The sequence below is a fragment of the Stenotrophomonas sp. STM01 genome (assembly GCF_014852135.1).
Classification (GTDB): domain Bacteria; phylum Pseudomonadota; class Gammaproteobacteria; order Xanthomonadales; family Xanthomonadaceae; genus Stenotrophomonas; species Stenotrophomonas capsici.
In genome coordinates, this window is sequence record NZ_JACVBA010000001.1 from 1,859,866 (window position 1) to 1,886,055 (window position 26,190).

Genomic DNA, 26,190 nt, shown 5'->3' on the forward strand with positions numbered 1-26,190 from the left:
CGACAGGACGCCCATGGACCGCGCACCCGCTGACCCGATGGCAATGGCGCTCTGCCGGGGCATGGAGCACGCCTCGGTGGCGTTCGCGCTGCTGATCGGCCAGGCCACGCGGCCGCACCTGCAGAACGCGGCCTTCGACGCCCTGCTCGTGGCCTGCCATGCGCGCACCGGGGATGCCGCCCACCTGTGGGACGACCCACAGGTACAGGCCGCCGTGCAGGCATGCCGCCGGCACGGCAGTGAACGCCGGCTGGCCCGCGACGGGCTCGGCTACCAGCTGGTGTTCGTGCCGCTGCCGCGCGCGGACGCGCCGCTGCTGGTGCAATGCTTCGCGCTGGCCACGCCCGGGGCCGCGCCACCGGGCCTGTCGCCGCTGCTGCACGACGCCCTGCAGGCGACCGATTGCCAGGTCTGCGTGTTCGGGCAGGGCGGCGAGATCTTCTGGATGAACGATGCCGCCCGGCGGACCCTGTACGGGCGCACGCAGGTGCGGCAGTTCCACGTCGACGACTGGATCCAGCGGGTCCATCCCGACGATGTGATGCACCTCAATGCCGCGGTCAGCCGTGGCATGGCGGCCGGGCGCATGCCACCGGTGGAGTACCGCATGCGCGCCGCCGACGGCAGCTACCACGGCTTCGTCAGCGCCGCCTCGCCGCTGCCTGCCACCGACGGCGTCGCCGGTCACTGGGTCAGCGTCAGCCATGACCTGCACAGCCTGGGACAACGCGGGCTGGACCTGCGTCACGGCGGGCAGGAAAACAGCGAGCAGATCGAGGCGCGCATGCAGCGCCTGCTGCGGATGCAGAGCGAAGTGGCCAACACGCAGAAGATGGAGCTGGTGGGCAACCTGGCCGGCGGCGTCGCCCACGACCTCAACAACCTGCTGACCGTGATTTCGCTGAGCATCTCGCTGCTGCGCAAGGGCAGCGACGAGGACGCGGTGCTGCGCCACGCCGCCATCATCGAGAAGGCGGTGGAGAAGGCCGGGCGCATGGCCAACCAGCTGATGACCTTCACCGGCCGCAAGCCACGCACCGCCACCACCATCGACCCGCGGCAGCTGCTGGCCGATATCGGCGACCTGCTGCACAAGGCGGTGGGCGAGGAAGGGGAGTTCATCCTGCGCTGCGCCGAGGACATCCATGCCGTGCACGTGGACCGCGCGTACTTCGAGAATTCGCTGATCAACCTGGCGGTCAACGCGCGCGATGCCACCCATGGCCGCGGGCGCATCGTGATGTCGCTGGTCAACACCGTCTCCAGCCGCAGCGGCACGCCGGGGCCGTACGTGCAGGTCACGGTCAGCGACAGCGGCATGGGCATGGCCGAGGAAGTGCGGGCCAAGGTGTTCGAACCGTTCTTCACCACCAAGCCCACCGGCAAGGGGTCCGGCCTGGGCCTGCCGATGGTGGCCAGTTTCGTCGAGCAGGCCGGTGGCTTCATCGACGTGGAGTCCAGCCCGGGAGCCGGCACGTCGGTGAGTTTCCTGCTGCCGGTTTCCGGCCACGCCGCCGAGCCGGTCGCGGCAGCGCGCGCCGCCCCGCCGGCCTGCGGCAACGGCGAATCGGTGCTGTTGATCGAAGACGATGCACAGGTCCGCGACGCGCTCGCCGACATGCTGCGCAACCTCGGCTACCGGGTGTCCACCGCCTACAACCCGCAGGCGGCGCTGCATTACCTGGGCACCGGCCTGAAGGTGGAGTTGATCATCTCCGACGTGCGCATGCCCGGTCCGGTCACGGTGCTGGACATGGTGCACACGCTGGAGCGCGCCGGCACCCTGCCGCCCCTGCTGTTCATCACCGGCTACGCCGGCGAGGTGCTGGTGCAGGAGGGCCTGATCGAGGGCCGCTATCGCACCCTGTTCAAGCCGTTCTCGCAGGACGAGCTGTGCGATGCGATACGCGCGGTGCTGCCCGGAGGGAACGGCTGACCGTCGGCCGGTCCCGGTTGGATCGGGGAAGCAAGGCAGCAGCAGAACCACGGCTCTCCTTCGCTGCACGGAAGGGAGCAGGGCGTGCGCGCTGCCGGACCATCGCCAAGGCCGCTACTGCGCCTCCTCCTCGCCGCCGCGCCCGGCGCCATAGCCGAGCCCCGCCCCCATGCCCACGCCGGCCCCCATGCCGCCCATGCCGCCACCGCCACCCTTGCCTGCGCCGCCGGCCGCACCCTCCTTGTCCTTGCCGCCACCTTTTCCGCCACCGCCACTGGAGGTCGGGCGCGCCGGCCCCTGCTGCGGGATCGCCACGCTGGCCGGGATGGTGTCCAGGTCGAGCACGCCCCGGATGAAGTCGCGCAGCGACACCACCAGTGCCGCGGTATGGATCGGCCGGCCCTCGACCATGTCGGTGGCCGCGCGCGCCGCCAACCGCACCTGTTCCTCGGTGCCGAGCAGGATGACGTCCGACAGGGCCGCCTCCACCGCATCGCGGATGCGCCGCGCCCGGTCCCCGGCCTCGCCGCCATCGATCGGCGGCAGCAACAGCGCGCCCTCGGCATTGGGGGTGGCCTGGCCTTGTGCCAGCCCGGCGGCGCGTCGGCGGATCTCGCGCAGGTGGATCGGGTCCACCGACAGGTCACCGGTGAAGGAACCACCCAGGGTCTTGTAGGCGGCGATCAAGGTCTTGAGCCGTTCGTTGATCTGCCGGTTGGCTGCCTCGCGCTTCTGCTGCACCACCTGCATCACCAGCAGGCGGATGCCCACGCCGATCAGGGTGATGATCGCCAGGCCCACCAGGGTGGAAAGCAGGCCCTGCCACGAGCTGAAATCCAGGCCGCGCATCCGTCATCCATTGCTGCAGGCGCACATCGGGCGCCGGGATGTCCATCCTACTGGCAGCGGGCCGTGGCGGGCGCGATGGACAGACACGATGACAATCGAACGCGGTAAGGTGTCGCACTTCTCTACACCAGATCGTTCAGATGTCCGCCAATTCGACCGCCCCGGCCAGTGCGCCGTCGCAGAATCTGGAACGCGCGCTCAAGCCGCGCCAGCTGATCATGATGGGACTGGGCAGCGCCATCGGCGCCGGCCTGTTCCTGGGCTCGGGCGTCGGCATCCACGCCGCTGGCCCGGCCGTGCTGATCTCCTACCTGGTCGCCGGCACCCTGGTGATCATCATGATGCACGCGATGGGCGAGATGGCCGCCGCGCGCCCCACCAGCGGCGCGTTCTCGGTCTACGCGGCCGACGCGCTCGGCCCGACCGCCGGTGCCACCGTGGGCTGGCTGTGGTGGGCGCAGCTGGTGGTGGTGATCGCCGCCGAATCGGTTGGCGCGGCCGGCCTGCTCAAGACGATATGGCCGGAGCTGTCGGTGCCACTGGTATCGCTGGCCTTCATGGTGGTGTTCACCATCATCAACCTGATGGGCGTGCGCAACTACGGCGAGTTCGAGTTCTGGTTCGCCATCCTCAAGGTCGGCGCGATCATCGGCTTCATCCTGATCGGCATCGCCCTGCTGTGCGGGCTGCTGCCCAACGTGCCGTCGCCGGGCCTGTCCAACATCACCGGCCATGGCGGCTTCATGCCCAAGGGCCTGGCCGGCATCGGCGCGGCCTTGCTGGTGGTGGTGTTCGCCTTCGGCGGCACCGAGATCGTGGCCGTCGCCGCGGCTGAAACCCAGGACCCGGAGCGCAGCCTGGCCCGCGCCATCCGCACCGTGGCCTGGCGCATCCTGGTGTTCTACATCGGCTCGATCGGCGTGATCATCGCCGTGGTGCCATGGACCAGCGATGCGCTGCGCTCCCCGTTCGCCGCGGTGCTGCAGGTGGCCAACATCCCCGGCGCGGCCACCGCGATCACGCTGATCGCGGTGATCGCCCTGCTCTCGGCGCTCAACGCCAACCTCTACGGTGCCTCGCGGATGATGTACTCGCTGGCCTCGCGTGGCGAAGCACCGCGCTGGCTGGGCCGCACCAACGCCCGCCAGGTGCCGCTGATCGCGGTGCTGGCCAGCGTGCTGTTCGGTTTCGGCGCGACCGTGCTGGAGCTGCTGTACCCGGACAAGGTGCTGCCGGTGCTGCTCAACGTGGTCGGCTCGACCTGCCTGCTGGTGTGGACCCTGACCCTGGTCTCGCAGTTGATCCTGCGCCGCCGCGCCGAACGCAACGGCACCCCGTTGCCATTCAGGATGGCCGGTTTCCCCTACCTGACGGTGCTGGCGCTGGCCATCCTCGCGCTGATCTTCGCGCTGCTGTTGAGCACCCCGGAGACCCGCCTGCAGTTCCTGTCGATGGCCGTGTTCACCGCCTTCATCGCGCTGTGCAGCGGCCTGGCACGGCGCCTACGCCGCGCCTGACCGTACCCAAACAGGCCGTTGACGAGCCCGCCGCATCGGCGGGCTTGTTTTGCCGGCCGACTGACGGCAGGCTTCGCGCATCCGAGGCCCCGTCATGTCCCCCGATCCCCGCGTCGACGCCTACATCGCCAACGCCGCCGATTTCGCGCAACCCATCCTGCGCGAGATCCGGGCACGCGTGCACGCCGGTTGCAGCCAGGCCGAGGAAGCCATCAAGTGGGGCATGCCCAGCTTTCTGTACAAGGGCAAGCTGCTGTGCGGGATGGCCGCTTTCAAGGCGCATGCCACGCTGGGCTTCTGGCAACGCCAGACCGGCCCGGGCGACAACACCGAGGCCATGGGCCAGTACGGGCGCCTGCAGCACGCCCGGGACCTGCCGGACAAGCGCGCGTTCGCCGCGCAACTGCGCGAGGGCATGCGCCGCATCGACAGCGGCGTGAAGGCCCCGCGGCCTGCGCCGCGGGCCGCCCTGCCGATACCGCCGGCCTTCGCCCAGGCGCTGGCCGCGGCCCCACAGGCCCAGGCCGCCTTTGACGGTTTCGCCCCCGGCTACCAGCGCGACTACCTGGAGTGGATCGGCGAGGCCAAGCGCGAAACCACCCGGCAACAACGCATCACCCAGGCCATCGCGTGGTTATCCGATGGCAAGCACCGCAACTGGAAGCACGAGAAGCATTGACGCAGGACGCGCCAGAGATTCCACTTCACCCGAAATCACGACCCCCAGCCCTACCGTCCCCCCATGATCGACCAAGAAGCCCTCATCCAGCGCGCCATCGACCCGTCATCCGTCAAGCTGGAAGGCACGCTGACCAATCCGCCGTCCTTCGGCGTGTACGCCATCGATACCGATGACGGCAGCACGCATTACCGCTTCGGCAGCCACCCGGTGCGCATGCACGAACTGGAAGACAAGTTCGGCGGCTGCGAGCTGGAATACCTGTTCCTCGCGCGCGAGGACGCCGCGGCGATGACCGCGGCATTGAACCGTCCGGAAGACGAGGAAGGCTGAGCAACGGGGACGACGCCGGGCGCACTGGCTTCCCCCCCCTCCCCGGCCCTCACCCCTGCCTGCGGCACAAGGCAGGGGGCCGTCCATGCGAACGGCCGGTCCACTGCAGTACCGCAATTGCCCCTCGCTTGTGCGGCAGGCATAGGGGAAAGGGGCAAGTGCCACCGGCAAGCCCCTCGAACCCCAACCCCGGCTACTTCAGCCCCAGGCGTTTGGCCAGGCGATTCAGGTTGGCCCGATCCAACCCCAGCAGGCGCGCGCTCTCGGTCCAGTTGCCCGCCGTGCGCTCCAGCGTGGCGGCGATGCGCTGGCGCTGGAAATCATCCACGGCCTTGCGCAGGTCCTCGGCCTGCAGCGCTTCGCCGGCACCGGCCGGGGCCTGCGCGCTGGCATCGCTGTGCACCGGCAACTCCAGCGCCGCCGCATCGACGGTGAGGATGCGCGGGCGCACCGTGCCGCTGGCTGCCAGCGCGCGCAGCACCGCACGACCGATCAGATGCTCCAGTTCCCGCACATTGCCCGGCCAGTCGTAGCCAAGCAGCGCGGCCTGGGCATCGGCGGACAGGCGCAGGCTGCGCAGGCCCATCCGCGAACGCGCCTCTTCGATGAAGAAGCCCGCCAGCAGCAGCACGTCGCGCTCGCGCTCGCGCAGCGGCGGCACCCGTAGCGGATAGGCGCCCAGGCGGTGGTACAGGTCGGCGCGGAAACGCCCCTGCCGCACCGCGTCGGCCAGGTCCAGATTGGTGGCGGCGATCACCCGCACGTCCACCTGGTGTTCGCGGTCCGAGCCCACCCGCTGCAGTTGCCCGCTCTGCAGCACGCGCAGCAGCTTGGCCTGGCTGGCCAGCGGCAGCTCGCCGACCTCGTCCAGGAACAGCGTGCCGCCATCGGCCAGTTCGAACTTGCCGCGCCGCTCGCCCACCGCACCGGTGAACGCGCCGCGCACGTGGCCGAACAGTTCGCTTTCCACCAGTGCATCGGGCAGGGCGGCGCAGTTGATGACCACCATCGGCTTGTCCTTGCGCGCGGACTGGCGATGGATGCCGCGCGCCACCAGCTCCTTGCCGACGCCGGTTTCGCCGCTGATCAGCACGCTCAGGTCACTGGGCGCGACCAGCGCGATCTCCTTGCGCAGCGCCTTGAAGGCCGTGCTCTGCCCCACCACCTCCGGTGGCGTGCGCTGCCCGGCCGCCGCACGCCAGGTTTCGGCCAGCGCCTGCTCCTCGCTCAACCGGGCCGCCAGCGTGCCGATCCGTTCGCCGGCCTTGACCGTGGCCGCGGCGAGGCTGGCGAAGGCTTCCAGCCGGTCGCGCTGGATCTGCTCGAACTGGCCGGGGGTGAGTGCGTCCATGGTCAGCATGCCCCACGGGCGGCCGTCGATGTACAGCGCGCAGCCCATACAGTCATGCACCTCCAGGTGGCCGTGCACCGACTCGACGAGGCCGTCGTAGGGATCGGGCAGGCCGCAGTCGGCGGCGAAGTGCACGGTGCCCTGCCCCTGCAGGATCGCCGCCAGCCGCGGGTGCTCGTCCAGCCGGAAGCGGCGGCCCAGCGTGTCAGTGCTCAACCCTTCCACCGCCAGCGGCACCGCCTGTTCGCCCTCCAGCCGCAGCAGCGCCACCGCATCACTGGGCAACAGCTGCCGCAGCACCCGCAGCAACCGGCCATAGCGCTCGACATCGGCCAGGTCGTCGCGGGCCAGGTCGTCGACCAGCGGGATGATCCCGGACATGAAGGGGTTGCAGGTCATTTCGACACCCATGAGTCATCCCGACCCGGACCGAACCGGGTCGTTTCAACCCGCACATAAGCCAAGTCATTGATTTTCATATGCAGAAAAGCTGGCACGAAACATGGAACCCACAGGGTACCCCAAGCAGAAAGAGAAACACCCATGTTGACTGCTGCACAGCGCGACCTGATCAAGGCCACCGTTCCCCTGCTGGAAACCGGCGGTGAAGCCCTGACCAAGCACTTCTACGGCCTGATGCTGACCGAGAGCGATGCGGCGCGCCCATTGTTCAACCAGGCCCACCAGTCCAGCGGCGACCAGCCGCGTGCGCTGGCCAACTCGGTGCTGATGTACGCCAAGCACATCGACCGGCTGGAGGCGCTGGGCCCGCTGGTCGGCCAGATCGTGGCCAAGCATGTCGCCCTGCAGGTGCTGCCCGAGCACTACCCGATCGTCGGCCACTACCTGCTGCGTTCGATCCGCGAGGTGCTGGGGCCGGAGATCGCCACCGACGAGATCATCGATGCCTGGGGCACCGCCTACCAGATGCTGGCCGACCTGCTGATCGGCGCCGAGGAATCGGTGTACGCGGCCAACGAGCAGGCACCGGGCGGCTGGCGCGGCGGGCGCATGTTCCAGGTGGTCGACAAGGTCCGCGAAAGCGCCGAGATCACCTCCTTCCACCTGCAGCCGGTCGACGGCGGCGCGGTGGTGGACTTCCAGCCCGGCCAGTACATCGGCATGCGCCTGCAGATCGATGGCCAGGAAGTGCGCCGCAACTACTCGCTGTCGGCCGTGCCCAATGGCCGCAGCTACCGCATCAGCGTCAAGCGCGAGGACGGCGGCAAGGTGTCCAACCACCTGCACGACAACGTGCAGCTCGGCGACGCGCTGGAGCTGTTCGCCCCGGCCGGCGACTTCACGCTGGTGGCCGGTGACCGCCCGATCGCCCTGATCAGCGGTGGCGTGGGCATCACCCCGACCCTGCCGATGCTGGAGCAGGCGCTGGCCAGCGGCCGCCCGGTGCACTTCATCCATTGCGCGCGCAACGGCCAGGTACATGCATTCCGCCAGTTCATCGCCGACATGCAGAAGCAGCACCCGCAGCTGCGCAGCTACACCTGCTACAGCGAGGCGCTGCCGGGCGATGCCGCCGATGCCGAAGGCCTGCTCAGCCGCGAACTGCTGCAGCAGTGGCTGCCGGCCGAAGGCAACGTGGATGCGTACTTCCTGGGCCCGAAGCCGTTCATGGCCCAGGTGAAGAAGCTGCTGCGCGACGTGGGCGTGCCGGACGCACAGAGCCGCTACGAGTTCTTCGGGCCGGCGGCGGCGTTGGAGGCCTGATCCCGGCCACCGCCAGGGAACAGGAAGGGCCGGTGGCATGCCACCGGCCTTTTTTTGCCCGCGGACCGCCCGCAGCCCCGCTGTTGGCCCGCGCATGCGGATACGATGCGGGCATCGTCCGGGGAGGGGGAATCGCATGAACGTTTACGCCGTGGTGTTGGCCGCCGTGTCCAGCTTCGTGCTGGGAGGCTTGTGGTACTCACCGGCGCTGTTCGGCCGTGCATGGAACCGGGAGAACGGCGGCGACGTGCCGCAGGGACACCCGGCCAAGGTGTTCGGCGTGAGCTTCGTGTTCTCGCTGGTGGCCGCGTTCGCATTCGCGTGGTGGCTGGGCCCGGCACCGCCGCTGCCGCACGCCGTGCTGAGCGGCCTGGTGGTGGGCTTGGGGATGGTCGCGGCGAGTTTCGGCATCAACTACCAGTTCGCCCAGCGCAGTACCGCGCTGTGGCTGATCGACGGCGGCTACCACACGGTGCAGTTCGTGCTGTTCGGCCTGGTCCTGGGCCTGTGGCACTGAGCAGGGCCAAGGTTGTTGCGGTTGCGCCCGTCTGCTCGCCTTGGCCACGCCGTGGCAGCGGCGTGTCCAAGCAGGAAACCGATCAGCCCAGTCGCGCCTGCAGCCAACGCTCGACCACCACTACCGTCCCCAGCTTCGCCGGCACCTGCAGCGCCAGCACGCGTGCCAGCGCATCGGCATGACGGACGAAGGCCTGCCTGGCCACCCGCTGTGCCTGCTGCACCGTCGATTGCTGCCGACGCAACTGCACGATCTGCAGTGACGGGCGTCCGGGCGGTGCGAACTTCTGGTAGCGACGCAGCTCGTCGGCGACCAGGCCCACGTCCACGCCGCACCTGGCCAGTGCCTGTCCGGCCTGCAGCACCTGCTCCAGCGCACGACCGACTTCGGTCAGCCCGTCGGCGTCGAACAGCGCCAATGACGCCAGCACAGGGGCGTGTTGCTGAAGGCGTTGCAGCTGGGTTTCCCAAGGGAAGGTCGCGGTGAAGTCGGGCATGGGATGGACAGGGATGGAGGAGGAGCGTACGAGGCGGGTATGCGAACCCTTACCCCGCGGGAGAGGGGCTTTTCATCTTTCGGTGGCTAGCCGATCACCCGCTTGAACGGCGGCAACGCGTCGATGATGCGCTTGCCATAACGCCGCGTCAGCAGCCGCGAGTCGAGGATGACCACCCGCCCGGTGTCGGTCGAGGTGCGGATCAGGCGGCCAGCGAACTGCGTCAGCGTGCGCAGCGCGTGCGGGATGGCGATCAGGTTGAACGAGTTCAGGCCACGGCTTTCGAACCACTCGCTCAGGGTCGAGGTCTGCGGATCGGTCGGCACCGCGAACGGCACCTGGGTGATCACCACCGTGGTGCAGGCCTCGCCTGGCAGGTCGAGGCCTTCGCCGAACGAGTTCAGGCCGAACAGCACCGACCCCTCGCCCGCGGCCGTGCGCCGGAGGTGCTCGTCGATCATCTTCTGCTTGGCGCTCTCGCCCTGCACCAACACCTTCCTGCGCAACGATGCCGGCATCAGCTCGGCCACCTTTTCCATCTTCCAGCGCGAGGTGAACAGCACGATGCTGCCCTTGTCCCAATCCAGTTCGGCGGCCAGGTACCTGGCCACTTCCTTGGGATGGCGCTCGCGGTCGTCCGGCGTCACCGGGAACTTCGGCACGACCAGCTCGGCCTGGTTGGGCAGGTCGAACGGCGAGGCCAGCGACACCATCTCCGCGTCCTCGGGAATGCCGTTGTCGATGGCCAGCGACTGGAAATCACCGCCACCGGTGAGCGTGGCCGAGGTCATCACCACCGAATCCACTTCGTCCCACAGCAGCTTGCGCAGCACCATCGCCGCCGACACCGGGGAGCAATGCAACTGGTAGTCGCCCTCGCGCGACAGGGTTACCCAGCGCGCGATCGGCGGCTGGCCTTCCTTGTCCTCGCGGCGCCAGCCCGCCCACAGGTTGTACTGCTGCTCGATCATCTCCAGCGCCATGCCCAGGTTGCGCTGCAGGCGTTCATGGCCGGCATCGTCGGGCTTGCCCTTGGCCACCAGCGCGGTGGCGGCGGTGGCCCAGTTGAGCAGGGTGCGGGTTTCGTCGGCCAGTTCCTCGATGGGCTGCTTCCATGCCTCCGGCAGGCGGCCGTTGGCGGCGCGCCACATCGGCTCGCGCTCATCGGGCTGCGGGATCCAGACGTGGGCGATCTCGTCGCGGAAGCCCTTGAGCAGCTTGCTGACCCGCGAAGCCACCTCGATCGCCTCGTTGGGCAGCAGGTTGCCGATCTTGTCCTTGTCCACCGCGCGATAGGCGCCGGCGATCAGGATCTGCAGGCGGCCGGTGCGCTTGGCCATGTCGTCCAGCGGCAGGAACGCCGCGCCCTGGTCGATGGCGACATTGCCGATGTGGTGGCCTTCGTCCAGCACCAGCAGCATGTCAGCGGGTGGGGCGATCAACGGCTGGCCGCTGTCGCTCTCGCCGATGGACAGCGCCGACAGCAGCAGGGCGTGGTTGGTCACCACGATCTGCGCGTCGCGCACCTCGTTGCGTGCGCGCAGCACCGGGCATTGCGCCGAATAGGCACAGCGCCGGCCGGCGCAGGCCGAGGCCGGCGTGGTGATGCGCATGCGCAAGGTGGGGGTGACGGTTTCCGGCGCGTTGTCCAGGTCGCCGTTCCAGCGGCCCTCGATGAAGGCCTTGGTCAGCTTCTCGGCCACGTCCATCTCGATCGGCGCCAGCGGCCGGTCGTAGAGCGGCACGTCGTCGCCGAACATGCCTTCCTGCACGCCCTCGCCCTGTGCCTCGGCGGCATTGCGCGTGCACAGGTAACGGGTGCGGCCCTTGGCCAGCGCCACCGTGGCCTGCAGGCCGGTGGCCTTGAGGAAATTGGGGATGTCGCGCTCGACCAGCTGCGACTGCAGCGCCACCGTGCCGGTGCTGATGACCAGCTTCTTCCTGCTGGCCAGCGCGATCGGCACGCCGGCGGTGAGATAGCCCAGGCTCTTGCCGACGCCGGTGGGCGCTTCGACCACGCCGACGTTGCCGGTGGCCAGCGCGCGCGAGACCACGCCGATCATCTGGCTCTGCGAGCGGCGCGTGCTGAAGCCGGGGGTATTGGCCTGCAGCTTGGCGTAGGCGTCGCGGATGCCGGCTTTCAGGTCTTCGGTCAGCGTCCGGGGTGCTTCTACTTTTTCCGTCACGCCAACCTGCCACCTGCTCCGTTCAAGGCGGGCATTTTCCCATACCCGCCCGCATTCACCGAATGCGCCGCCGGCTCAGGGTTTGCCGCCCGCGGCAGGACGCCGCAACGCCTGCGCCACGCCCCATGCCAGCAGGATGAAGCCGGCCGCCTCCAGCAGCGAAAGCCCGATGTGGACGACGCTGAGCAGCGTATTCAGCCCGCTCAGCGCGCCGTAGTTGCCCTGCGCCAGGAATAGCAATGGCAGCACCGCCAACCCACCGCCCACCAGGGTGCACAGCAGCAGCACCGACAAGCCCCACAGCGCCATCTGGCGTGGCCGGCTCGACGGGGTATCGAACACCATCATCACCGCCACGCCCAGCGCGATGATGATCGGCAGCCGGTAACCAATGGAAACCAGCAGCGTGGACAACAGCTCGGTACTGTTCATCGCGCCACTCAGTCCGCGGTGACCAGCAGCGCGTCGCCCGCGCGCAGCTCGGCGTAGATCGCATCGGTCTCCGGACGCATGCCGTGCCATTGCTGGAAGCTCTCGGCGGCCTGCTCGACCAGCATGCCCAGGCCATCGAAGCTGTTGCGGCAACCGGCCGCACGCGCCCAGGCCAGGAACGGAATGGAGGCCTCGCCGTAGTTCAGGTCGACCGCGGTGGTCATGCTGTTGACCAGCGACAGCGGCAGGCTGAAGCCACTCTCGTTGCCGCGCGCGGCCGAGGTGGCGTTGATGATCAGTTCGAAGTCGCCCTGCTCGCGCAACTGCTCCCAGTAGGCGGAGATGGCGCGGCCGGGTTCGCTCATCGCATCGACCAGCGCATCGGCACGCTCCGGCGAGCGGTTGACCACGATCAGCTCGAGGATGCCGGCATCCAGCAGCGCCGGCGCCACGCCGCGCGCGGCGCCACCGGCACCGAGCAGCAGCACGCGGCGACCACGCAGGTCCAGGCCGTGGCGGCCGGTGAGGTCACGCACCAGGCCGATGCCGTCGGTGTTGTCACCGTGCCAGCGCTCGCCCTTGCGCAACAGCGTGTTGACCGCGCCGGCGCGCTGCGCGCGCGAGGTGATGGTGCTGCACAGGGCGAAGGCGGCTTCCTTGTGCGGCAGGGTCACGTTGGCGCCCACGCCACCGTCGGCGGCAAAGGCTTCCAGCGCGGCCGGGTACTGTTCCGGCGAGGCCTCGATGGCGCGGTAGTCCACCGCGATGCCATGGGCCTTGCCGAACGCGGTCTGGATGCGCGGTGATTGCGAGTGGGCGATGGGCTGACCAAATACGGCGTAGCGGGGCGCGCTCATGGGTTTCCTCTGCATGACCTAGACTGGACGCGACCTTCACCTGCGGAACCCGGATGCGGACCCGACCACTGCTGCTCGCGCTGACTGCGAGTCTACTCTGTACCCCGGCAGCCTCGGCGCTTTCCGAGTTCGGCATCGAGGGCATGGGGGTGGTCTCCACCCGCGCCGACGAACTGCGCGCCACGCTCAGCGCCGACGGGCAGCGCATCGTCTGGGCCAGCAACCGCGACGGCGGCGCCGGCGGCTGGGACCTGTGGCAGGCCACGCTGCAGGACAAGCGCTGGGTGGACCCACGGCCACTGTCGCTCAACAGCGCGGCCGACGAGGTGGATCCGTTCCTCAGCACGGACGGCCGCTGGCTGTACTTCGCCTCCAACCGCACCGGTGGCCAGGGCGGGTTCGACCTGTACCGTGCGCCGCTCGCAGCCGACGGCCACATCGGTGCACCACAACGACTGGAGGGGCCGGTCAACGGCCGTCAGGACGAACGCTCTCCCGCCCTGGCCGACGACGGGCGGTTGCTGTTCGCCAGCAACCGTACCGGCGGTGTGGGCGGCTGGGACCTGTGGACGGCGGCCCGCGCCGGCGACGGTTTCGCCGCACCGACCCCGATGGCCGGCATCAACAGCGCCGCCGATGAAGTCGATGGCAGCTGGCTGGGCGGTGGCCGCGCGGTGGTGTTTGCCCGTGGCACCGCAACCGGGGCACGGACCTGGGTCGCGCAGTGCCGGCAGGGGGCTTGGGGCGAGGCCACGCTGCTGGGGCTGTCCTTCAACAGCGAGGACGGCGATACCCGCGGGGCTCTGGTGGACGCGAGCAAGCCCGCTGAACTGATGATCAGTGGTCGCGCACGGGCACCGCGTGCCGGCGGGCTGGATCTCTACCGGATGAAGGCGCCGGTGGTGGGTGGCAGCGACGACTGCCGCTAGCCACGCGCGAAGAGCACCCCTCCCCGGCCCTCCCCTTGGCTGCGCCAAAGGGAGGGAGCAGGAGCGTGGTTTCGCGATGACCTTACCTACCGGCGTGAATCACCCCCTCCCTTTGGCGCAGCCAAGGGGAGGGCCGGGGAGGGGTGCCTGACACCACGCGCGGGAAGGAAGCTTCCGCGCGAAAACCGCTCAGCCCTTCAGCAACTCGGCGCGCCGCTTCTCGTACTCGGCCTCGCCGATCTGGCCACGCTCCTTGAGCTGGCTCAACGCGCGCAGGCGGGCATCGGCCTCGGGCTGCAATGCGGCTTCACGCTGCAGCCGCTCGGCGGCCGAGTGCAGCTCGGCAGGGCGACGGCGCGCACGCACGATCGCCACGATCACCGCCAGGGTCACCGCCGCGAATATGCCCACCCCGGCCAACCACACCACCCAGTGGTACACCTGCACGCCTGCACTCGGTTCCATCTCAGTCCTCCTTCAACCAGCGCGCGATCTGCGGCGCGTAGTAGGTCAACACGCCATCGGCACCGGCGCGCTTGAAGCCGATCATCGTCTCCATCACGCACGCGCGCTCGTCCAGCCAGCCGTTGAGCGCGGCGGCCTTGAGCATCGCGTACTCACCGCTGACGTGGTACGCGAAGGTCGGCACACCGAACTCCTGCTTCACCCGGCGCACGATATCCAGGTACGGCATGCCCGGCTTGACCATGACCATGTCCGCGCCTTCCTCCAGGTCCAGCGCGATCTCGCGCATGGCCTCGTCGCTGTTGGCCGGGTCCATCTGGTAGGTCTTCTTGTCGGCCTTGCCCAGGTTGCCGGAGCTGCCCACCGCATCGCGGAACGGGCCATAGAAGGCCGAGGCGTACTTGGCCGAATAGGCCATGATCCGGCAGTTGATGTGGCCGGCGGCGTCCAGCGCGCGGCGGATGGCGCCGATGCGGCCGTCCATCATGTCCGACGGCGAGACGATGTCCACGCCCGCCTGCGCATGCGAGACCGACTGCTTCACCAGCGCCTCGACGGTGATGTCGTTGAGCACGTAGCCGCGCTCGTCGATGATGCCGTCCTGGCCGTGGGTGGTGTACGGGTCCAGCGCCACGTCGGTCATCACTCCCAGCTCGGGGAAGCGCTGCTTCAACGCGCGCACGGCGCGCTGGGCCAGGCCGTCCTCGTTCCAGGCCTCGGCCGCGTCCAGCGACTTGCGCGAGGGGTCGATCACCGGGAACAGGTCGATCACCGGCACGCCCAGCTCCAGCGCCTGTTCGGCCTCGCGCAGCAACTCGTCGATGGACATGCGGTCCACGCCCGGCATCGAGCCGACCGGCGCGCGGCCGTCCAGCTCGTGCACGAACACCGGCCAGATCAGGTCGTCGGTGGTCAGCGTGTGCTCGCGCATCAGGCGGCGCGAAAACGCGTCATGGCGCATGCGGCGCGGACGGTAGAGGGGGTGGCCCATCGCGGTACTCCTTGGTTCCAATGGCAATGATTCAGTGCAGCAGGTAGCCCTGCGGCTGCAGGGGCTCGGGCAGCGGCCGATGGCCGAGCGCGTCCAGCACGTCGATCTCGATGGTACGCACCATCGCATCGAGCGGCAGGTCGTTGGGCTCCAGGCCGAACGGCTCTTCCATTTCCTCGCCCAGCTGGTCCAGGCCGAAAAAGGCATAGGCCAGCAGCATCGACACCACCGGCGTGGCCCAGCCCAGCGCACCGGCCAGGCCGAACGGCAGCAGCACGCAGAACAGCCACGCGCAGCGGTGCAGCAGCAGGGTGTAGGCAAACGGCAACGGGGTGCCGGCGATGCGCTCGCAGGCGGCCTGGACGCTGGACATGGCATGCAGGCGTGTTTCGAACTGCGCGTACAGGTACGGGTCCAACTGGCCGGCGTGCAGCGGCACCGCCAGTTCGCGCCCCAGCTGCGCCAGCACGCCGTCGGGGAGGTTGCGGCGTTCCAGCACCGGGGCCTGGTCCGGGGCCAGCCACGGTGCGGTCGCCGCGGCCTCGTCGCCGCCGCGCAGGCGGGCGGCCAGGGCATGGGCGAAACCGATCAGCAGGTGCGCGGCGCGCGCCTGCAGCGCCGGCTGGTGGGCCAGCAGCGCGGCCGCCTCGCGCGCGAAGCTGCGCGACTCGATGACCAGCTGCCCCCATTGCTTGCGGCCCTCCCACCAGCGCTCGTGGCAGGCGCTGTTGCGGAAACTCAGGAAGATCGACAGCACCAGGCCAAGCAGGGTGAACGGCACCACGGTGACGCCGTCACGGCCGAATGGGTGCCAGTACCGCTCGAATGCCGCCACGGCCACCGCCAACGCGCCGATGGCCAGCACCTTGGGCGCGATGGCCGGCACGATCGAGCCGCGCAGGATGTACAGCAGCTGCCAGCCGTGGGGGCGGGGTCGGATGATCATCGGGGGATTACGCCTGTCGCTGGCCCTGACGGCCGGGAAACACCCCGGCCAACCCCGTTATTTTACGCCCCCTGCCCGGCCATGGCCGTTCCCCCGGTCGGCGGGGCTTCAGATGATGCCGCCACCGATGCTCAGCCGGATCACGCCGACGATGATGACGATGGCGTTGAGCACCAGGCCGGTCTTGGCGCGGCCACGCTTGGTGGCGTGGGTGAACAGCAGGCCGATGGCGGCGATGATCGCGCCCACCGCGGCGAACGGGATCAGGAACCAGTTCCCCCAGCCCAGCAGCGGGATGAAGGCCAGCACCATCCACAGCAATGCCGCGATACCCCAGATAAGGCTGATCAGTCCCATGTCCTTTCCTCCATCAGAAACTCACTGCAAGATAGCCCGGAAATGCCCGTGTTCAAGTGGCCGCCGTCGCGGCAACCAGTTCGCGGCCGATTCAGTCACGGCCGTGGATCATCCGCAAACACAGATCACCGGGGAGTGAAGCCATGAAATTCCCGCTCGCCATCGCATTGGGCCTGGCCCTGGCCACCGGCGGCTGCGCCAGCACGTCCAAGGTCATGCTCGGCCAGGCACGCACGCCGGTGGATCCGGCCACGGTACAGATCTATTCCACCCCCCCGGCCGGCGCGGTCGAGATCGCCCAGCTGGAGTCCTCCAGCGCGGTCGGCTTCGGCACCCAGGGCCAGACCGACGCGGCCATCGCCCGCCTCAAGCGCGAGGCCGCCGCCCTGGGCGCCAACGGCGTGATCCTGATGGGCGTGGGCGCCGGCGGCTCGCCGGTGGGCATGTCGGTCGGCGCCGGCAGCTACGGCCGGCACAGCGCCGGTGGCCTGAGCGTGGGCATCCCCACCCAGCAGAAGCGCGCTGCCGGCGTGGCGATCTGGGTGCCGCCGGGACGGTAGGAGCGCCTTCAGGCGCGAAGCCGGGGAACGTCGAACACACGCGATACCTGCAATTGCACACGGCATCAGCTTCGCGGCCCAGGCCACCCTACAAAAAAGAAGGGCGCCTTGCGGCGCCCTTCTTTCACTTCCGGCGCTGGGCCGGAATGAAGACCTCATTGACCGCCGTAGCCAGCTGGTCCGGCGGCAACAGGCCCTGGTCGAGCAGGAAGTTGTTGAACGCCAGCCGGTCGAACTTGTCGCCCAACGCCAGCTCGGTCTGCATGCGCAGCTCCAGGATGCGGGTATAGCCATAGAAGTAGCTGCAGGCCTGGCCCGGCGAACGCACGGTGTAGCGGTCCAGTTCCTGGGTGGCCATCGCCTCGGACAGGCCCACACCCTCGACCAGCACCCGGCGGGCCTGTTCGCGGTCGGTCTGGCCGAGGTTGAGCATCGGGTCGAGCATGGCGCGGGCCGCACGCAGCAGGCGGAACTGCAGCGCGATCATCTGCCCGTCCAGCGGCTCGAACGGCACCATCTCCGCTTCGGCGTACAGCGCCCAGCCCTCGACGTTGACCGAGTTGAACGCGAACAACGTGCGCGCCAGCGAGATGCCCCGCTCGACCATCGCCGCGAACTGCAGGTCGTGGCCGGGGCGGCCTTCATGCGCGCTCAGCGTCCACGCCGCCGAGCCGAAGTTGAAGTCGTCGTATTGCGCCTTCGCGCCGGTGGCCGGGTTGCCCAGCGGCAACACGAAGGTGCCCTGCTGCCCGGTGTTGCCGACCAGCGGCGCCGGCAGGTAATGCGGGGCAGGCGAGGCTGCGCTCTCCGCTTCACTTCCCAGCCGCATCTGCAGCGGGCGCCGTGGCACGTCGACGATGCCCTGCTTGCGGATGATCGGGTCGATCGCATCGATGACGCCACGGTAGTGCGATTCGAGCTGGTCGTTGCCGATGGTGTCCTGCTTCAGCGCGCGGATCACCGCCGCATAGTCGTTCGGGTCGGCGACCTTCAGGCCCTTGTCCTTGGCCACCAGCGGTGCCAGCTGGCGCATCGCCGCACGGGTCTCCATGTATTCCAGCTGGGCACGGCGCACCAGCAGCGCCGGGTCGATGTCCACGCCCACTTCCTTGAGCTGGAAGGCATACAGCTCGGCCGGCAGGCGGTTGTCGGTGCGTGCCTGCGGCAGCACGTCCTTCTGCGTCCAGGCGATGTAGTCCTTCATCTGCGTGGACAGTTCGGCCAGCGCCGCATCGGCGCCTTCGATCTTGTACTTGGCGAACAACTTGCCGATGCCGTCGATGTAGGTATCGACGTTGGCGATGGCCTGCTCGACCTCGATCTTCGTCGGTTGCAGCAGGTTCGGCGTGCCGCTCTTCTCGGCATAGCGCTGGCGCGCCAGGGTGGCCAACGGCTGCGTGCCCGGTGCCTGCCCGACGTAGGCCTTCAGGCGGTCCAGTGCCTTGGCGCGACGCTCGGCCGGCACCTGGTCGGAGAGCAGTCCGTTGAGGCCGCTGAAGACGGTCTGCGGCACGTCCGCCCACGGCATCAGGTGCTGCTCGTTGAGCGTGCTGCCCTGGATGTTGCGCTCGGCCGTGGCGATCATGATCTCCAGGTCCTGGCGCACGTTGGGGTCACGCTCGAGCTGGAGCTTCTCGCGCAGCTGCTCGCGTGCACTGCCCAGTGCCTGGCGGTAGCGCGCGGCATTGTCCGGCCCCAGGTCCACCGCCTTGTCGTCGTAACCCGGCACGCCGAAGAAGCTGGCCATTTCCGGCTGGAACGGCGCCTGGGCCTGCAGCAGGATCTGCGCCAATTCGTTGCTGTGGGTGACCCAGGCCGGGGCGGCCGGGGTGGCCTTGGCGGCAGGCGCCGGGGCGGCGGTGGCAGTCAGCGGCGCGGCGAGCGCCAGGGCAACGGCAAGAACGAGCGGCTTCATCGGGCGACTCCGGAAAGGATGCCGGTGACGCTACGCAGTCAGGGCGCGAGCGGCAAGGGTGGGAAGTCAGGCCCGTCCCGGCCCTCCCCTTGCCCGAGGCAACGGGAAGCAGCGATTCACGCGCTTGCAGCAGGTCCACACGCCGTGGGCCTGCGCGCGCCGATCACAGGCAATGCGACATCAGTGCACAAGCTTTCTCGTCCTCGGTACGCAGGTCCAGCGGTACATGCTGGCCGGGCAGGTGCACCTGCAGCTTGTCGAAGGTCCAATGCTGGCGACGATACGCATCCACGTTGATCCGCCCCTTGCCGTGCGGACCGGAGATGCGGATCACCATCGACGCATTGGTCATTCCACCAGACCCGCCGATGCTGCCGAACGGGAACGGCTCGGCCTTGATCGGCTCCCCCAGCGCCTGTTGTACCTGCCGGTGCTGTGCGGCGCGGGCAATGGCCTGCCTGTAGGGCTCGCTGGCCTCCAGCGGTGCGGCCATCTGGCGCAGGCCCAACCAGTTGAGCAACAACCAGCTCGCCACGATCAGCACCGCCGCCAGCGGCAGCGCCCATTTCAGGTTGCGCTGCAGCCAGTTGCGCGGCGGCTTGCCGGGTGCACGTGATGCACCTGGCAAGGGGGGCGGGGACAAGGTCGGCATGCCCGCCTCTCGCCGCCGCTCAGGGCTTGAGGCAGCGTGCCAGGAAGCCCTCGGCGATGCGGTAGCGGTGCAGTGCGTTGGCACCGGACAGGCCATGCTTGGCACCCGGGTAGGTCATCAGTTCGAACGGCTGGCCACGCTTCTGCAGCGCGCTCATCAGGCTGGTCGAATTGGTGAACAGCACGTTGTCGTCGGCCATGCCGTGGATCAGCAGCAGCGGCGAGGTCAACCCGTCGATGTGGGTGAGCACGCGGCCCTCGGTATAGCCGGCCGGGTTGGCGGCCGGCAGGTTCATGTAACGCTCGGTGTAGTGCGTGTCATACAGGCCCCAGTCGGTGACCGGCGCACCGGCCACGCCGCAGGCGTACTGGTCCGACGCCTTGGCCAGCAGCATCAGGGTCATGTAGCCACCGTTGGACCAGCCCTGCACGCCGATCCGGCTGCCGTCCACCCACGGTTGCGCCTTCAGCCACTCCACGCCCTTGAGCTGGTCGGCCACCTCCACCGTGCCCTGCACGCCGTACAGCGCACCGCCGAAATCACGGCCACGGCGCGGCGTGCCGCGGTTGTCCAGCGAGAACACCACGTAGCCGTGCTGGGCCAGGTACTGGTTGAACAGGTGGTCGCCACGGCCCGGCCAGCTGTCGGTCACGGTCTGCGAGGCGGGGCCGCCGTATACGTACACCGCCACCGGGTACCGCTTGGACGGGTCGAAGCCTTCCGGCTTGATCAGGCTGTAGTGCAGCGGGGTCTTGCCGTCGGCGGCGGTCAGCGTGCCGTACTCGACCGGGCGCTGCGCTTCCACGTACCGGGCGTAGGGGTGCTTGGGGTCGGCCAGGTCATTGTCCAGCAGCGTGGCGATCTTTTCGCCATTGGCGCGGTACAGCTCGATCTGCGGCGGCGTGGTGCTGTTGGACCAGCTGTCCACGTACACGCTGGCATTGTTGGCGAACGCGGCGCTGTGCATGCCCGGCGCGTGCGAGAGCTTGACCGGCGTGCCGCCGGCCAGCGGCACGGCGTAGATCTCGCTGCGCAGCGACGATTCGACGCCGGCGCGGAAGTAGGCCTTGCCGGCGTCCTCGTCCACGGCCAGCAGTTCGTCCACCGGCCAGTTGCCCGAGGTCAGCGCGGTCAGCTGCTTGCCGTCGGCGCTGGCCAGGTACAGGTGCTGGAAGCCGCTGCGCTCGGACGACCACAGGAAGCGACCATCCTTGAGGAAGCGCAGGCTGTTGGTCAGCGGCACCCAGGTCCTGCTGGTCTCGGTGGCCAGCGTGCGCTGCCTGCCATCGGCCAGGTTGGCCTCGATCAGTTCCAGCGTCTTCTGGTCACGGCTCTGGCGCTGGAAGGTGAGGTGCTGCGGATCGCGCCAGTTGACGCGCGCCAGGTAGATGTCCTGCTCCTTGCCCAGGTCGACCCAGGCCGCTGCCGCGCCATCACGCGGCGCGACCACACCCAGCTTCACCAGTACGTTTTTGTCGCCGGCGGCCGGGTAACGCTGCTCGATCATCTCCACGCGGTCGGCGTACATCTCGTACCGCTTCTGCACCGGCACCGGCGATTCGTCGATGCGGGCGAAGGCGATGGCCGAATCATCCGGTGCCCACCAGTAGCCGGTGTGGCGGTCCATTTCCTCGTCGGCGACGAACTCGGCCACGCCGTTGCCGATGGTCGCGCTGCCATCGCGCGTCAGCTGCATCTGCTTGCCGCTGGCCAGGTCGATCACCCACAGGTTGCGCTCGCGCACGAAGCTGACGAAGCCACCCTTGGGCGAGAGCTTGGCGTCGGTGGTGAAGCCTTCGCCATGGGTGAGCTGGCGCACCGCCTCGCGGCCCTGCTTGCCCAGGTCGTACAGGTACAGCTCGCCGCCCAGCGGGAACAGCAGGCTCTTCGCGTCCGGCGACCACTGGTAGTCGACGATGCCGCTCAGCGCGGCGATGCGCTGGCGCTCGCGGCGCGCCTTCTCGGCATCACTGAGGGTTTCCTCGCCGGGCAGCACCACCTTCGAATCCACCAGCAACCGGGTCTGGCCGCTGGCGATGTCGTATTCCCACAGGTCCAGCTGGTTGCGGTCGCTGTCCTTGCCGCGCAGGAAGGTCACCCGCGAACCATCGGGGGCCACCTTGGGCTTCATCAGCGTCGGGCCGGTCAGCGGCGCCTTGCCGGTGATGGCCTCCAGGGTGAGTTTTTCGGCTTGGGCGACTGCAGGCATGGCACACATCATGGCAAGGGCAAGGAACAAGGGACGCATGGGATTCCTGTCGAAGGCATCACGGATCGCGCCATCCTAACGGAGCTGCCCCTACAGTGCCGGGGCCAAAAGTCCTGCATTCACATGGAGCTTCCCACGGTCATGGCCGACGCAACCCCGCAACAACAATGGCACGACGCCGTACATTCCTACGCCCACCATCTCAACGCCTATATCGCCAAGGGCGACGCCTGCGGCTGGGAGGGCATGGGCGAACCCGATGACCCGCCGGCGCTGTCGGCACTGCTGCCGGAACTGCGCCAGCAGCTGCGTGCCGCCAATGCCGAAGGCAGCGAGGCGGCCATTGCCCGCCTGCGCAGCCAGTGGCCACCCCTGCACGAGGCCACCAGCCCCTTGCTGGAAGACAACGGCCAAGGCTTCGGCGCGCTGGCCTGGCGTGCCGACGGCAGCCTGCTGATCCGCACCGGCACCTGGTATGAACCCGGCCAGGTGCTGCGCCTGCAGGGCCTGGAAGTCACCCCGGAGCCGGACCTGCAGATGTTCGGCAGCAGCCCGGATGGCCGGGTGCTGGCCCTGCTCCGCGAGGGCCGGATCGCACTGGTCCGCGGCGCCGACGACACCCCGGTCGCGGTGCTGCCGCTGCCCACCGGCCAGGAAGGGCTGCCGTCCGTCCTGGCCGCGCTGGCCGAAGACGACGCCACCGTGCAGCAGCTGGTGCCGTTCAACGATGCCCAGCGCGTGGTGGTGGTGCAGGCCGGCGGCGTGTTCCTGTGCAGTGCCACCGGCATCCAGCGCCTGCTGCCTGCCGCCCGTGAACTGGAAGAGGCCGCCGGCGAAGACGACCCCTACGGCGTGCGCCTGGACATGGTGCATGCGGCGGTGTCGCCCGACGGCAACTGGATCGCCTGCGGCCACCAGGACGGCCGCCATCGCATCTTCGACGGTCACGGCACGCCGGTCAGCGAGGTCGGCCCGCATGGCGAGTACCCGCACCATGCGGCGTTCTTCGCCGATGGCCGGCACGTCGCGCTCAATGCCTGCCACTTCTACAACGGCGCCACCATCGGCGTGGAGGTCGCGGCGCTGGCCCAGATCGACACGGACTTCTATGAAGACCACCCGGCGGTGCGGGTGATCGAACCCGGTGCCCGCGTCTATGCCAGCGCACCGCTGCCGGAAGGGCTGGTGCTCGGCGACGCCTATGGCTACCTGCGTGCGGTGGACAGCGCGGGAACCGTGCTGTGGAAGCAGCACGTCGGCAGCACCATCAGCGCCATGGCCACCTCACCGGACGGCCGCACGCTGGCGGTGGGCAGCCATTCGGGCACGCTGCACCTGCTCGACCTGGCCTCGACCGACGCCCACCCCGAGCAGGTCGGCACCCAGCCGCGCCGCGAACTGCGCCGCTGGCTGTTCTGGAAGCAGGAAGCACGGCCGCTGGCCTGGTGAGCATGGCCCCGCGGCGGCGGGGCCATGCCACGGGCAACGCTGGCCGGGCTCAGCGTTGCCCGAACAGGTGCCGCTTCTCTTCCTCGCTCAGTGGCTGCCCGGCCTGCGGGTTCACGGTCGGCCCGATCGCATAGGCGCGCTGGGTGGCCGGGCGCGCGGCGATGGCCTGGTGCCAGCGGCGCAGGTGCGGGAAAGCGTCGAAATCCACCGGCAGCTTGGCGTAGGCACCGATCCACGGGTAGCTGGCCATGTCAGCGATGCCGTAGTCGTCGCCGGCCAGGTAGGCCGACTGCTCCAACCGCTTGTCCATCACCCGGTGCAGGCGGCGCACCTCGCTGTCATAGCGCTCGATGGCGTAGGGAATGCGCTCGGGCGCATACACGTTGAAGTGCCCCATCTGCCCGCTCATCGGGCCCAGCCCGCCCATCTGCCAGAACAGCCATTCCAGCGTCGCGGCTCGGCCGCGCAGGTCGGTGGGCAGGAAACGGCCGGTCTTCTCGGCCAGGTACAGCAGGATCGCGCCGGACTCGAACACGCTCAGCGGTGCCCCGCCGTCGGCCGGGGCATGGTCGACGATGGCCGGCATCTTGTTGTTCGGCGAGATGGCCAGGAACTCGGCCTGGAACTGGTCGCCCTTGCCGATGTTGACCGGGTGGATGCGGTATTCCAGGCCCGCCTCCTCCAGGAACAGGGTGATCTTGTGGCCATTGGGGGTGGGCCAGTAGTGCAGGTCGATCATGAACACGCCTCCATCGGGACTGACACCGAGTGTACCGAGGCACACCGCTTGGCAGCGTGTGGGGGCGCCCGTTAACCTGCGCGCTTTCCGCAACGCAGCATCCCTTTCATGTCCGACCGCAAACCGTTGAGCCCGCTCTCGTCCCTGATCTTCGCCTCGCGTTGGCTGCAGTTGCCGCTGTATCTGGGCCTGATCGTCGCGCAGTGCGTCTACGTGTACCTGTTCGGCAACGAGCTGTGGCACCTGATCACCCACGCGCAGACCTGGACCGAGCAGCAGATCATGCTCATCGTGCTGGGCCTGATCGACGTGGTGATGATCTCCAACCTGCTGGTGATGGTGATCGTCGGCGGCTATGAAACCTTCGTGTCGCGGCTGCGCCTGGACGGCCACCCGGACCAGCCGGAGTGGCTGAGCCACGTCAACGCCTCGGTGCTGAAGGTCAAGCTGGCCATGGCGATCATCGGCATCTCCTCCATCCACCTGCTCAAGACCTTCATCGAGTCCAGCCAGATCGGTGCGCCGCTGTGCACCAAGGCGCTGACCGAGGCCGGCGAGCTGTGCTCCAAGTTCACCGCCGACGGCGTGATGTGGCAGACCATCATCCACTGCGTGTTCATCCTGTCGGCGATCGGCATTGCCTGGACCGACAAGCTGATGAGCAACGGCCACGCCAAGCCGGCCGCGCACTGAGTACCCCCGATGGGCGCCACAATGTGACGCCCATCACTTTTTCACCTTGTCACAATTTTCTGGCACCGCAGCCCGGTTCGGCGATGCTAGATTCGCGCTTCACTGTCGGCCGCCGCGGCTTTGGGAAACGCCGCGCCTTCTCGCCCATCAGGCACGGCCGTCCACGTTCGTCGATTCAAGGGGATGTTTGATGTCGTACGTCACGAAGCAAGGCAGGCTGCGCCTGTTGGCACCCGTCGTTCTGCTGGCCTCGCTGGCCGCCTGTTCCGGACCGGATGAAACCGCGCCTGCCGCCGCCAATACTGCCGCGGCTCCGGCCGCCGCCGCGCAGGCGGCCGCGGCCGACAAGGCCGCCTCGGAGAAGGTGCAGGGCATGGACACCGGCGCGTTGCGCGATGCCGCCAGTGCCGCGCTGCGCGAGAACCGCATGTACGCCCCGGCCGGTGACAACGCGATGGAGTACTACCTGGCCCTGCGCGACAAGCTGCCCGACGATGCCTCGATCAAGAGCGCACTGACCGACCTGCAGCCCTACACCCTGATCGCCGCCGAGCAGGCGCTGGGCCGCGAGGACTTCACCGAAGCCCAGCGCCTGATCGCGCTGGTGGAAAAGGTCGATCCCAGCGCCCCGGCGTTGCCTCGCCTGAAGCAGGGCGTGACCAGCGGCGTCCAGGTCGCCGAGCGCCGCACCACCGACGAAGCCGACAAGGCCAAGCGTGACGCCGAGAACCGCGCCAAGCAGCAGGTCGAGCAGCAGCGCCTGGCCCAGCAGCAGGCCGCCGAAGCCTCGGCCGCCCAGCAGCTGGCCGCCCGCCAGGAAGCCGCGCGCAAGGACAGCGAGCGACTGGAGGCCGAGCGCCAAGCCGCCGCCCGCCGCGAGGCCGAGCAGCGCAGCGCCGCCCAGGCAGCCGCCGCCGCTGCCGCCGCGCCGAAGCCGGCCGCGGCCCCCGCCGCCCCGACCCTGCGCGCGGTCAGCACCCCGGCCCCGCGCTACCCGGCCGATGCGCTGCGTTCGGGCACCTCCGGCGAAGTGCTGGTGGAACTGACCATCGGCACCGACGGCTCGGTCACCGACGCCCGCATCCTGCGTGCCACCCCGGCGCGCGTGTTCGACCGCGAAGCACTGGCCGCGGTCAGGCGCTGGAAGTTCGAGCCAATGGGCAGCCCGGTCACCACCCGCCGCACCCTGGCCTTCGCACCGAACAAGTAAGCCCGCAGGTGCGTGATGGCGACGAAGGCCTGGAGCGATCCGGGCCTTCTGCGTTTTGCCCCGTGCGGTGATCGTGCCGGCTAGACGCGGATGCTGTGCCGGCAGGGCTGCAGCCGCACCGGTGGTCCGGAAGGGACGGGGCCTGCCCTGCCGGCATCGCGCCACACCACGTCCCGGGCAATGCCGTGCCGACCGCT

General features: G+C 69.0%; 25 protein-coding genes. 11 read left to right on the forward strand and 14 right to left on the reverse strand.

What is annotated here, in order from left to right:
• Window positions 1-13 precede the first annotated feature (13 nt).
• Window positions 14-1,936, forward strand: coding sequence for a PAS domain-containing hybrid sensor histidine kinase/response regulator (locus IB227_RS08655; RefSeq protein ID WP_192287006.1), 1,923 nt, complete (start codon window positions 14-16; stop codon window positions 1,934-1,936).
• A 114-nt stretch (window positions 1,937-2,050) separates the two neighbouring features.
• Here the strand turns inward: IB227_RS08655 and IB227_RS08660 are convergent, their stop codons facing one another.
• Window positions 2,051-2,785, reverse strand: coding sequence for a hypothetical protein (locus IB227_RS08660; protein ID WP_192287007.1), 735 nt, complete (start codon window positions 2,783-2,785; stop codon window positions 2,051-2,053).
• A 140-nt stretch (window positions 2,786-2,925) separates the two neighbouring features.
• Here IB227_RS08660 and IB227_RS08665 point away from each other — a divergent pair, with 140 nt between their 5' ends.
• From IB227_RS08665 to IB227_RS08675, 3 genes are all read left to right on the forward strand, one after another.
• Complete coding sequence (locus IB227_RS08665) at window positions 2,926-4,302, forward strand: amino acid permease (protein WP_192287008.1); 1,377 nt, start codon at window positions 2,926-2,928, stop codon at window positions 4,300-4,302.
• A gap of 94 nt (window positions 4,303-4,396) precedes the next feature.
• Complete coding sequence (locus tag IB227_RS08670) at window positions 4,397-4,981, forward strand: YdeI/OmpD-associated family protein (protein WP_192287009.1); 585 nt, start codon at window positions 4,397-4,399, stop codon at window positions 4,979-4,981.
• 63 nt (window positions 4,982-5,044) lie between these two features.
• Window positions 5,045-5,314, forward strand: coding sequence for a hypothetical protein (locus tag IB227_RS08675; RefSeq protein WP_192287010.1), 270 nt, complete (start codon window positions 5,045-5,047; stop codon window positions 5,312-5,314).
• Between the two features lie 193 nt (window positions 5,315-5,507).
• On the opposite strand, the gene norR is transcribed toward IB227_RS08675, so the two are convergent.
• Entirely contained in the window at window positions 5,508-7,046 is a 1,539-nt protein-coding gene (gene norR, locus IB227_RS08680) for a nitric oxide reductase transcriptional regulator NorR (RefSeq protein ID WP_225591629.1), read from the reverse strand.
• A gap of 162 nt (window positions 7,047-7,208) precedes the next feature.
• Here norR and hmpA point away from each other — a divergent pair, with 162 nt between their 5' ends.
• The gene (gene hmpA, locus IB227_RS08685; protein WP_132863720.1) at window positions 7,209-8,390 is read left to right on the forward strand and encodes an NO-inducible flavohemoprotein; all 1,182 of its coding nucleotides are present in this window, start codon (window positions 7,209-7,211) and stop codon (window positions 8,388-8,390) included.
• 136 nt (window positions 8,391-8,526) lie between these two features.
• The gene (locus tag IB227_RS08690; protein ID WP_225591630.1) at window positions 8,527-8,907 is read left to right on the forward strand and encodes a DUF1761 domain-containing protein; all 381 of its coding nucleotides are present in this window, start codon (window positions 8,527-8,529) and stop codon (window positions 8,905-8,907) included.
• 82 nt (window positions 8,908-8,989) lie between these two features.
• On the opposite strand, the gene IB227_RS08695 is transcribed toward IB227_RS08690, so the two are convergent.
• From IB227_RS08695 to aroE, 4 genes are all read right to left on the reverse strand, one after another.
• A complete protein-coding gene (locus tag IB227_RS08695; RefSeq protein WP_192287013.1) occupies window positions 8,990-9,403 on the reverse strand; it encodes a hypothetical protein in 414 nt (137 codons plus the stop codon).
• Window positions 9,404-9,489: 86 nt separating this feature from the next.
• Window positions 9,490-11,589: an ATP-dependent DNA helicase DinG gene (dinG, locus tag IB227_RS08700; protein WP_192287014.1), complete on the reverse strand. Its 2,100-nt coding sequence runs from the start codon at window positions 11,587-11,589 to the stop codon at window positions 9,490-9,492.
• Between the two features lie 75 nt (window positions 11,590-11,664).
• A complete protein-coding gene (locus tag IB227_RS08705) occupies window positions 11,665-12,021 on the reverse strand; it encodes a hypothetical protein (RefSeq protein ID WP_192287015.1) in 357 nt (118 codons plus the stop codon).
• A gap of 8 nt (window positions 12,022-12,029) precedes the next feature.
• The gene (gene aroE, locus IB227_RS08710; protein WP_192287016.1) at window positions 12,030-12,878 is read right to left on the reverse strand and encodes a shikimate dehydrogenase; all 849 of its coding nucleotides are present in this window, start codon (window positions 12,876-12,878) and stop codon (window positions 12,030-12,032) included.
• 53 nt (window positions 12,879-12,931) lie between these two features.
• Here aroE and IB227_RS08715 point away from each other — a divergent pair, with 53 nt between their 5' ends.
• Window positions 12,932-13,807 carry a PD40 domain-containing protein gene (locus IB227_RS08715; RefSeq protein ID WP_192287017.1) on the forward strand — a complete coding sequence of 292 codons (876 nt, stop codon included), beginning with the start codon at window positions 12,932-12,934 and terminating at the stop codon, window positions 13,805-13,807.
• 189 nt (window positions 13,808-13,996) lie between these two features.
• Here IB227_RS08715 and IB227_RS08720 read toward each other — a convergent pair whose 3' ends face one another.
• The 4 genes from IB227_RS08720 to IB227_RS08735 all read right to left on the reverse strand — a co-directional run bounded on the left by IB227_RS08720 (window position 13,997) and on the right by IB227_RS08735 (window position 16,566).
• Window positions 13,997-14,272: an SHOCT domain-containing protein gene (locus tag IB227_RS08720; protein ID WP_132863732.1), complete on the reverse strand. Its 276-nt coding sequence runs from the start codon at window positions 14,270-14,272 to the stop codon at window positions 13,997-13,999.
• Window position 14,273: 1 nt separating this feature from the next.
• Complete coding sequence (hemB, locus tag IB227_RS08725; RefSeq protein ID WP_192287018.1) at window positions 14,274-15,263, reverse strand: porphobilinogen synthase; 990 nt, start codon at window positions 15,261-15,263, stop codon at window positions 14,274-14,276.
• A 31-nt stretch (window positions 15,264-15,294) separates the two neighbouring features.
• Window positions 15,295-16,209, reverse strand: a complete 915-nt coding sequence (locus IB227_RS08730; protein WP_192287019.1) for a bestrophin family ion channel — start codon at window positions 16,207-16,209, stop codon at window positions 15,295-15,297.
• Window positions 16,210-16,317: 108 nt separating this feature from the next.
• On the reverse strand, window positions 16,318-16,566 hold the full coding sequence (locus IB227_RS08735; RefSeq protein WP_132863745.1) for a hypothetical protein: 249 nt from the start codon (window positions 16,564-16,566) through the stop codon (window positions 16,318-16,320).
• 143 nt (window positions 16,567-16,709) lie between these two features.
• On the opposite strand from IB227_RS08735, the gene IB227_RS08740 reads away from it, so the two are divergent.
• Window positions 16,710-17,126: a hypothetical protein gene (locus IB227_RS08740; protein ID WP_192287020.1), complete on the forward strand. Its 417-nt coding sequence runs from the start codon at window positions 16,710-16,712 to the stop codon at window positions 17,124-17,126.
• Between the two features lie 124 nt (window positions 17,127-17,250).
• Here the strand turns inward: IB227_RS08740 and IB227_RS08745 are convergent, their stop codons facing one another.
• The 3 genes from IB227_RS08745 to IB227_RS08755 all read right to left on the reverse strand — a co-directional run bounded on the left by IB227_RS08745 (window position 17,251) and on the right by IB227_RS08755 (window position 21,941).
• The gene (locus IB227_RS08745) at window positions 17,251-19,041 is read right to left on the reverse strand and encodes a DUF885 domain-containing protein (RefSeq protein ID WP_192287021.1); all 1,791 of its coding nucleotides are present in this window, start codon (window positions 19,039-19,041) and stop codon (window positions 17,251-17,253) included.
• Window positions 19,042-19,204: 163 nt separating this feature from the next.
• Window positions 19,205-19,693, reverse strand: a complete 489-nt coding sequence (locus IB227_RS08750) for a cytochrome c oxidase assembly factor Coa1 family protein (protein ID WP_192287022.1) — start codon at window positions 19,691-19,693, stop codon at window positions 19,205-19,207.
• A 19-nt stretch (window positions 19,694-19,712) separates the two neighbouring features.
• Complete coding sequence (locus IB227_RS08755; protein WP_192287023.1) at window positions 19,713-21,941, reverse strand: S9 family peptidase; 2,229 nt, start codon at window positions 21,939-21,941, stop codon at window positions 19,713-19,715.
• A 102-nt stretch (window positions 21,942-22,043) separates the two neighbouring features.
• Between IB227_RS08755 and IB227_RS08760 the strand changes: the two genes are divergently transcribed.
• Window positions 22,044-23,351, forward strand: a complete 1,308-nt coding sequence (locus IB227_RS08760) for a PQQ-binding-like beta-propeller repeat protein (protein WP_192287024.1) — start codon at window positions 22,044-22,046, stop codon at window positions 23,349-23,351.
• 49 nt (window positions 23,352-23,400) lie between these two features.
• On the opposite strand, the gene IB227_RS08765 is transcribed toward IB227_RS08760, so the two are convergent.
• Complete coding sequence (locus tag IB227_RS08765) at window positions 23,401-24,090, reverse strand: glutathione binding-like protein (RefSeq protein ID WP_132863753.1); 690 nt, start codon at window positions 24,088-24,090, stop codon at window positions 23,401-23,403.
• A 108-nt stretch (window positions 24,091-24,198) separates the two neighbouring features.
• Here IB227_RS08765 and IB227_RS08770 point away from each other — a divergent pair, with 108 nt between their 5' ends.
• Both IB227_RS08770 and IB227_RS08775 read left to right on the forward strand, forming a co-directional pair.
• The gene (locus IB227_RS08770) at window positions 24,199-24,783 is read left to right on the forward strand and encodes a TIGR00645 family protein (protein WP_192287025.1); all 585 of its coding nucleotides are present in this window, start codon (window positions 24,199-24,201) and stop codon (window positions 24,781-24,783) included.
• Between the two features lie 190 nt (window positions 24,784-24,973).
• Window positions 24,974-25,993, forward strand: a complete 1,020-nt coding sequence (locus IB227_RS08775) for an energy transducer TonB (protein WP_192287026.1) — start codon at window positions 24,974-24,976, stop codon at window positions 25,991-25,993.
• Window positions 25,994-26,190: the final 197 nt, after the last annotated feature.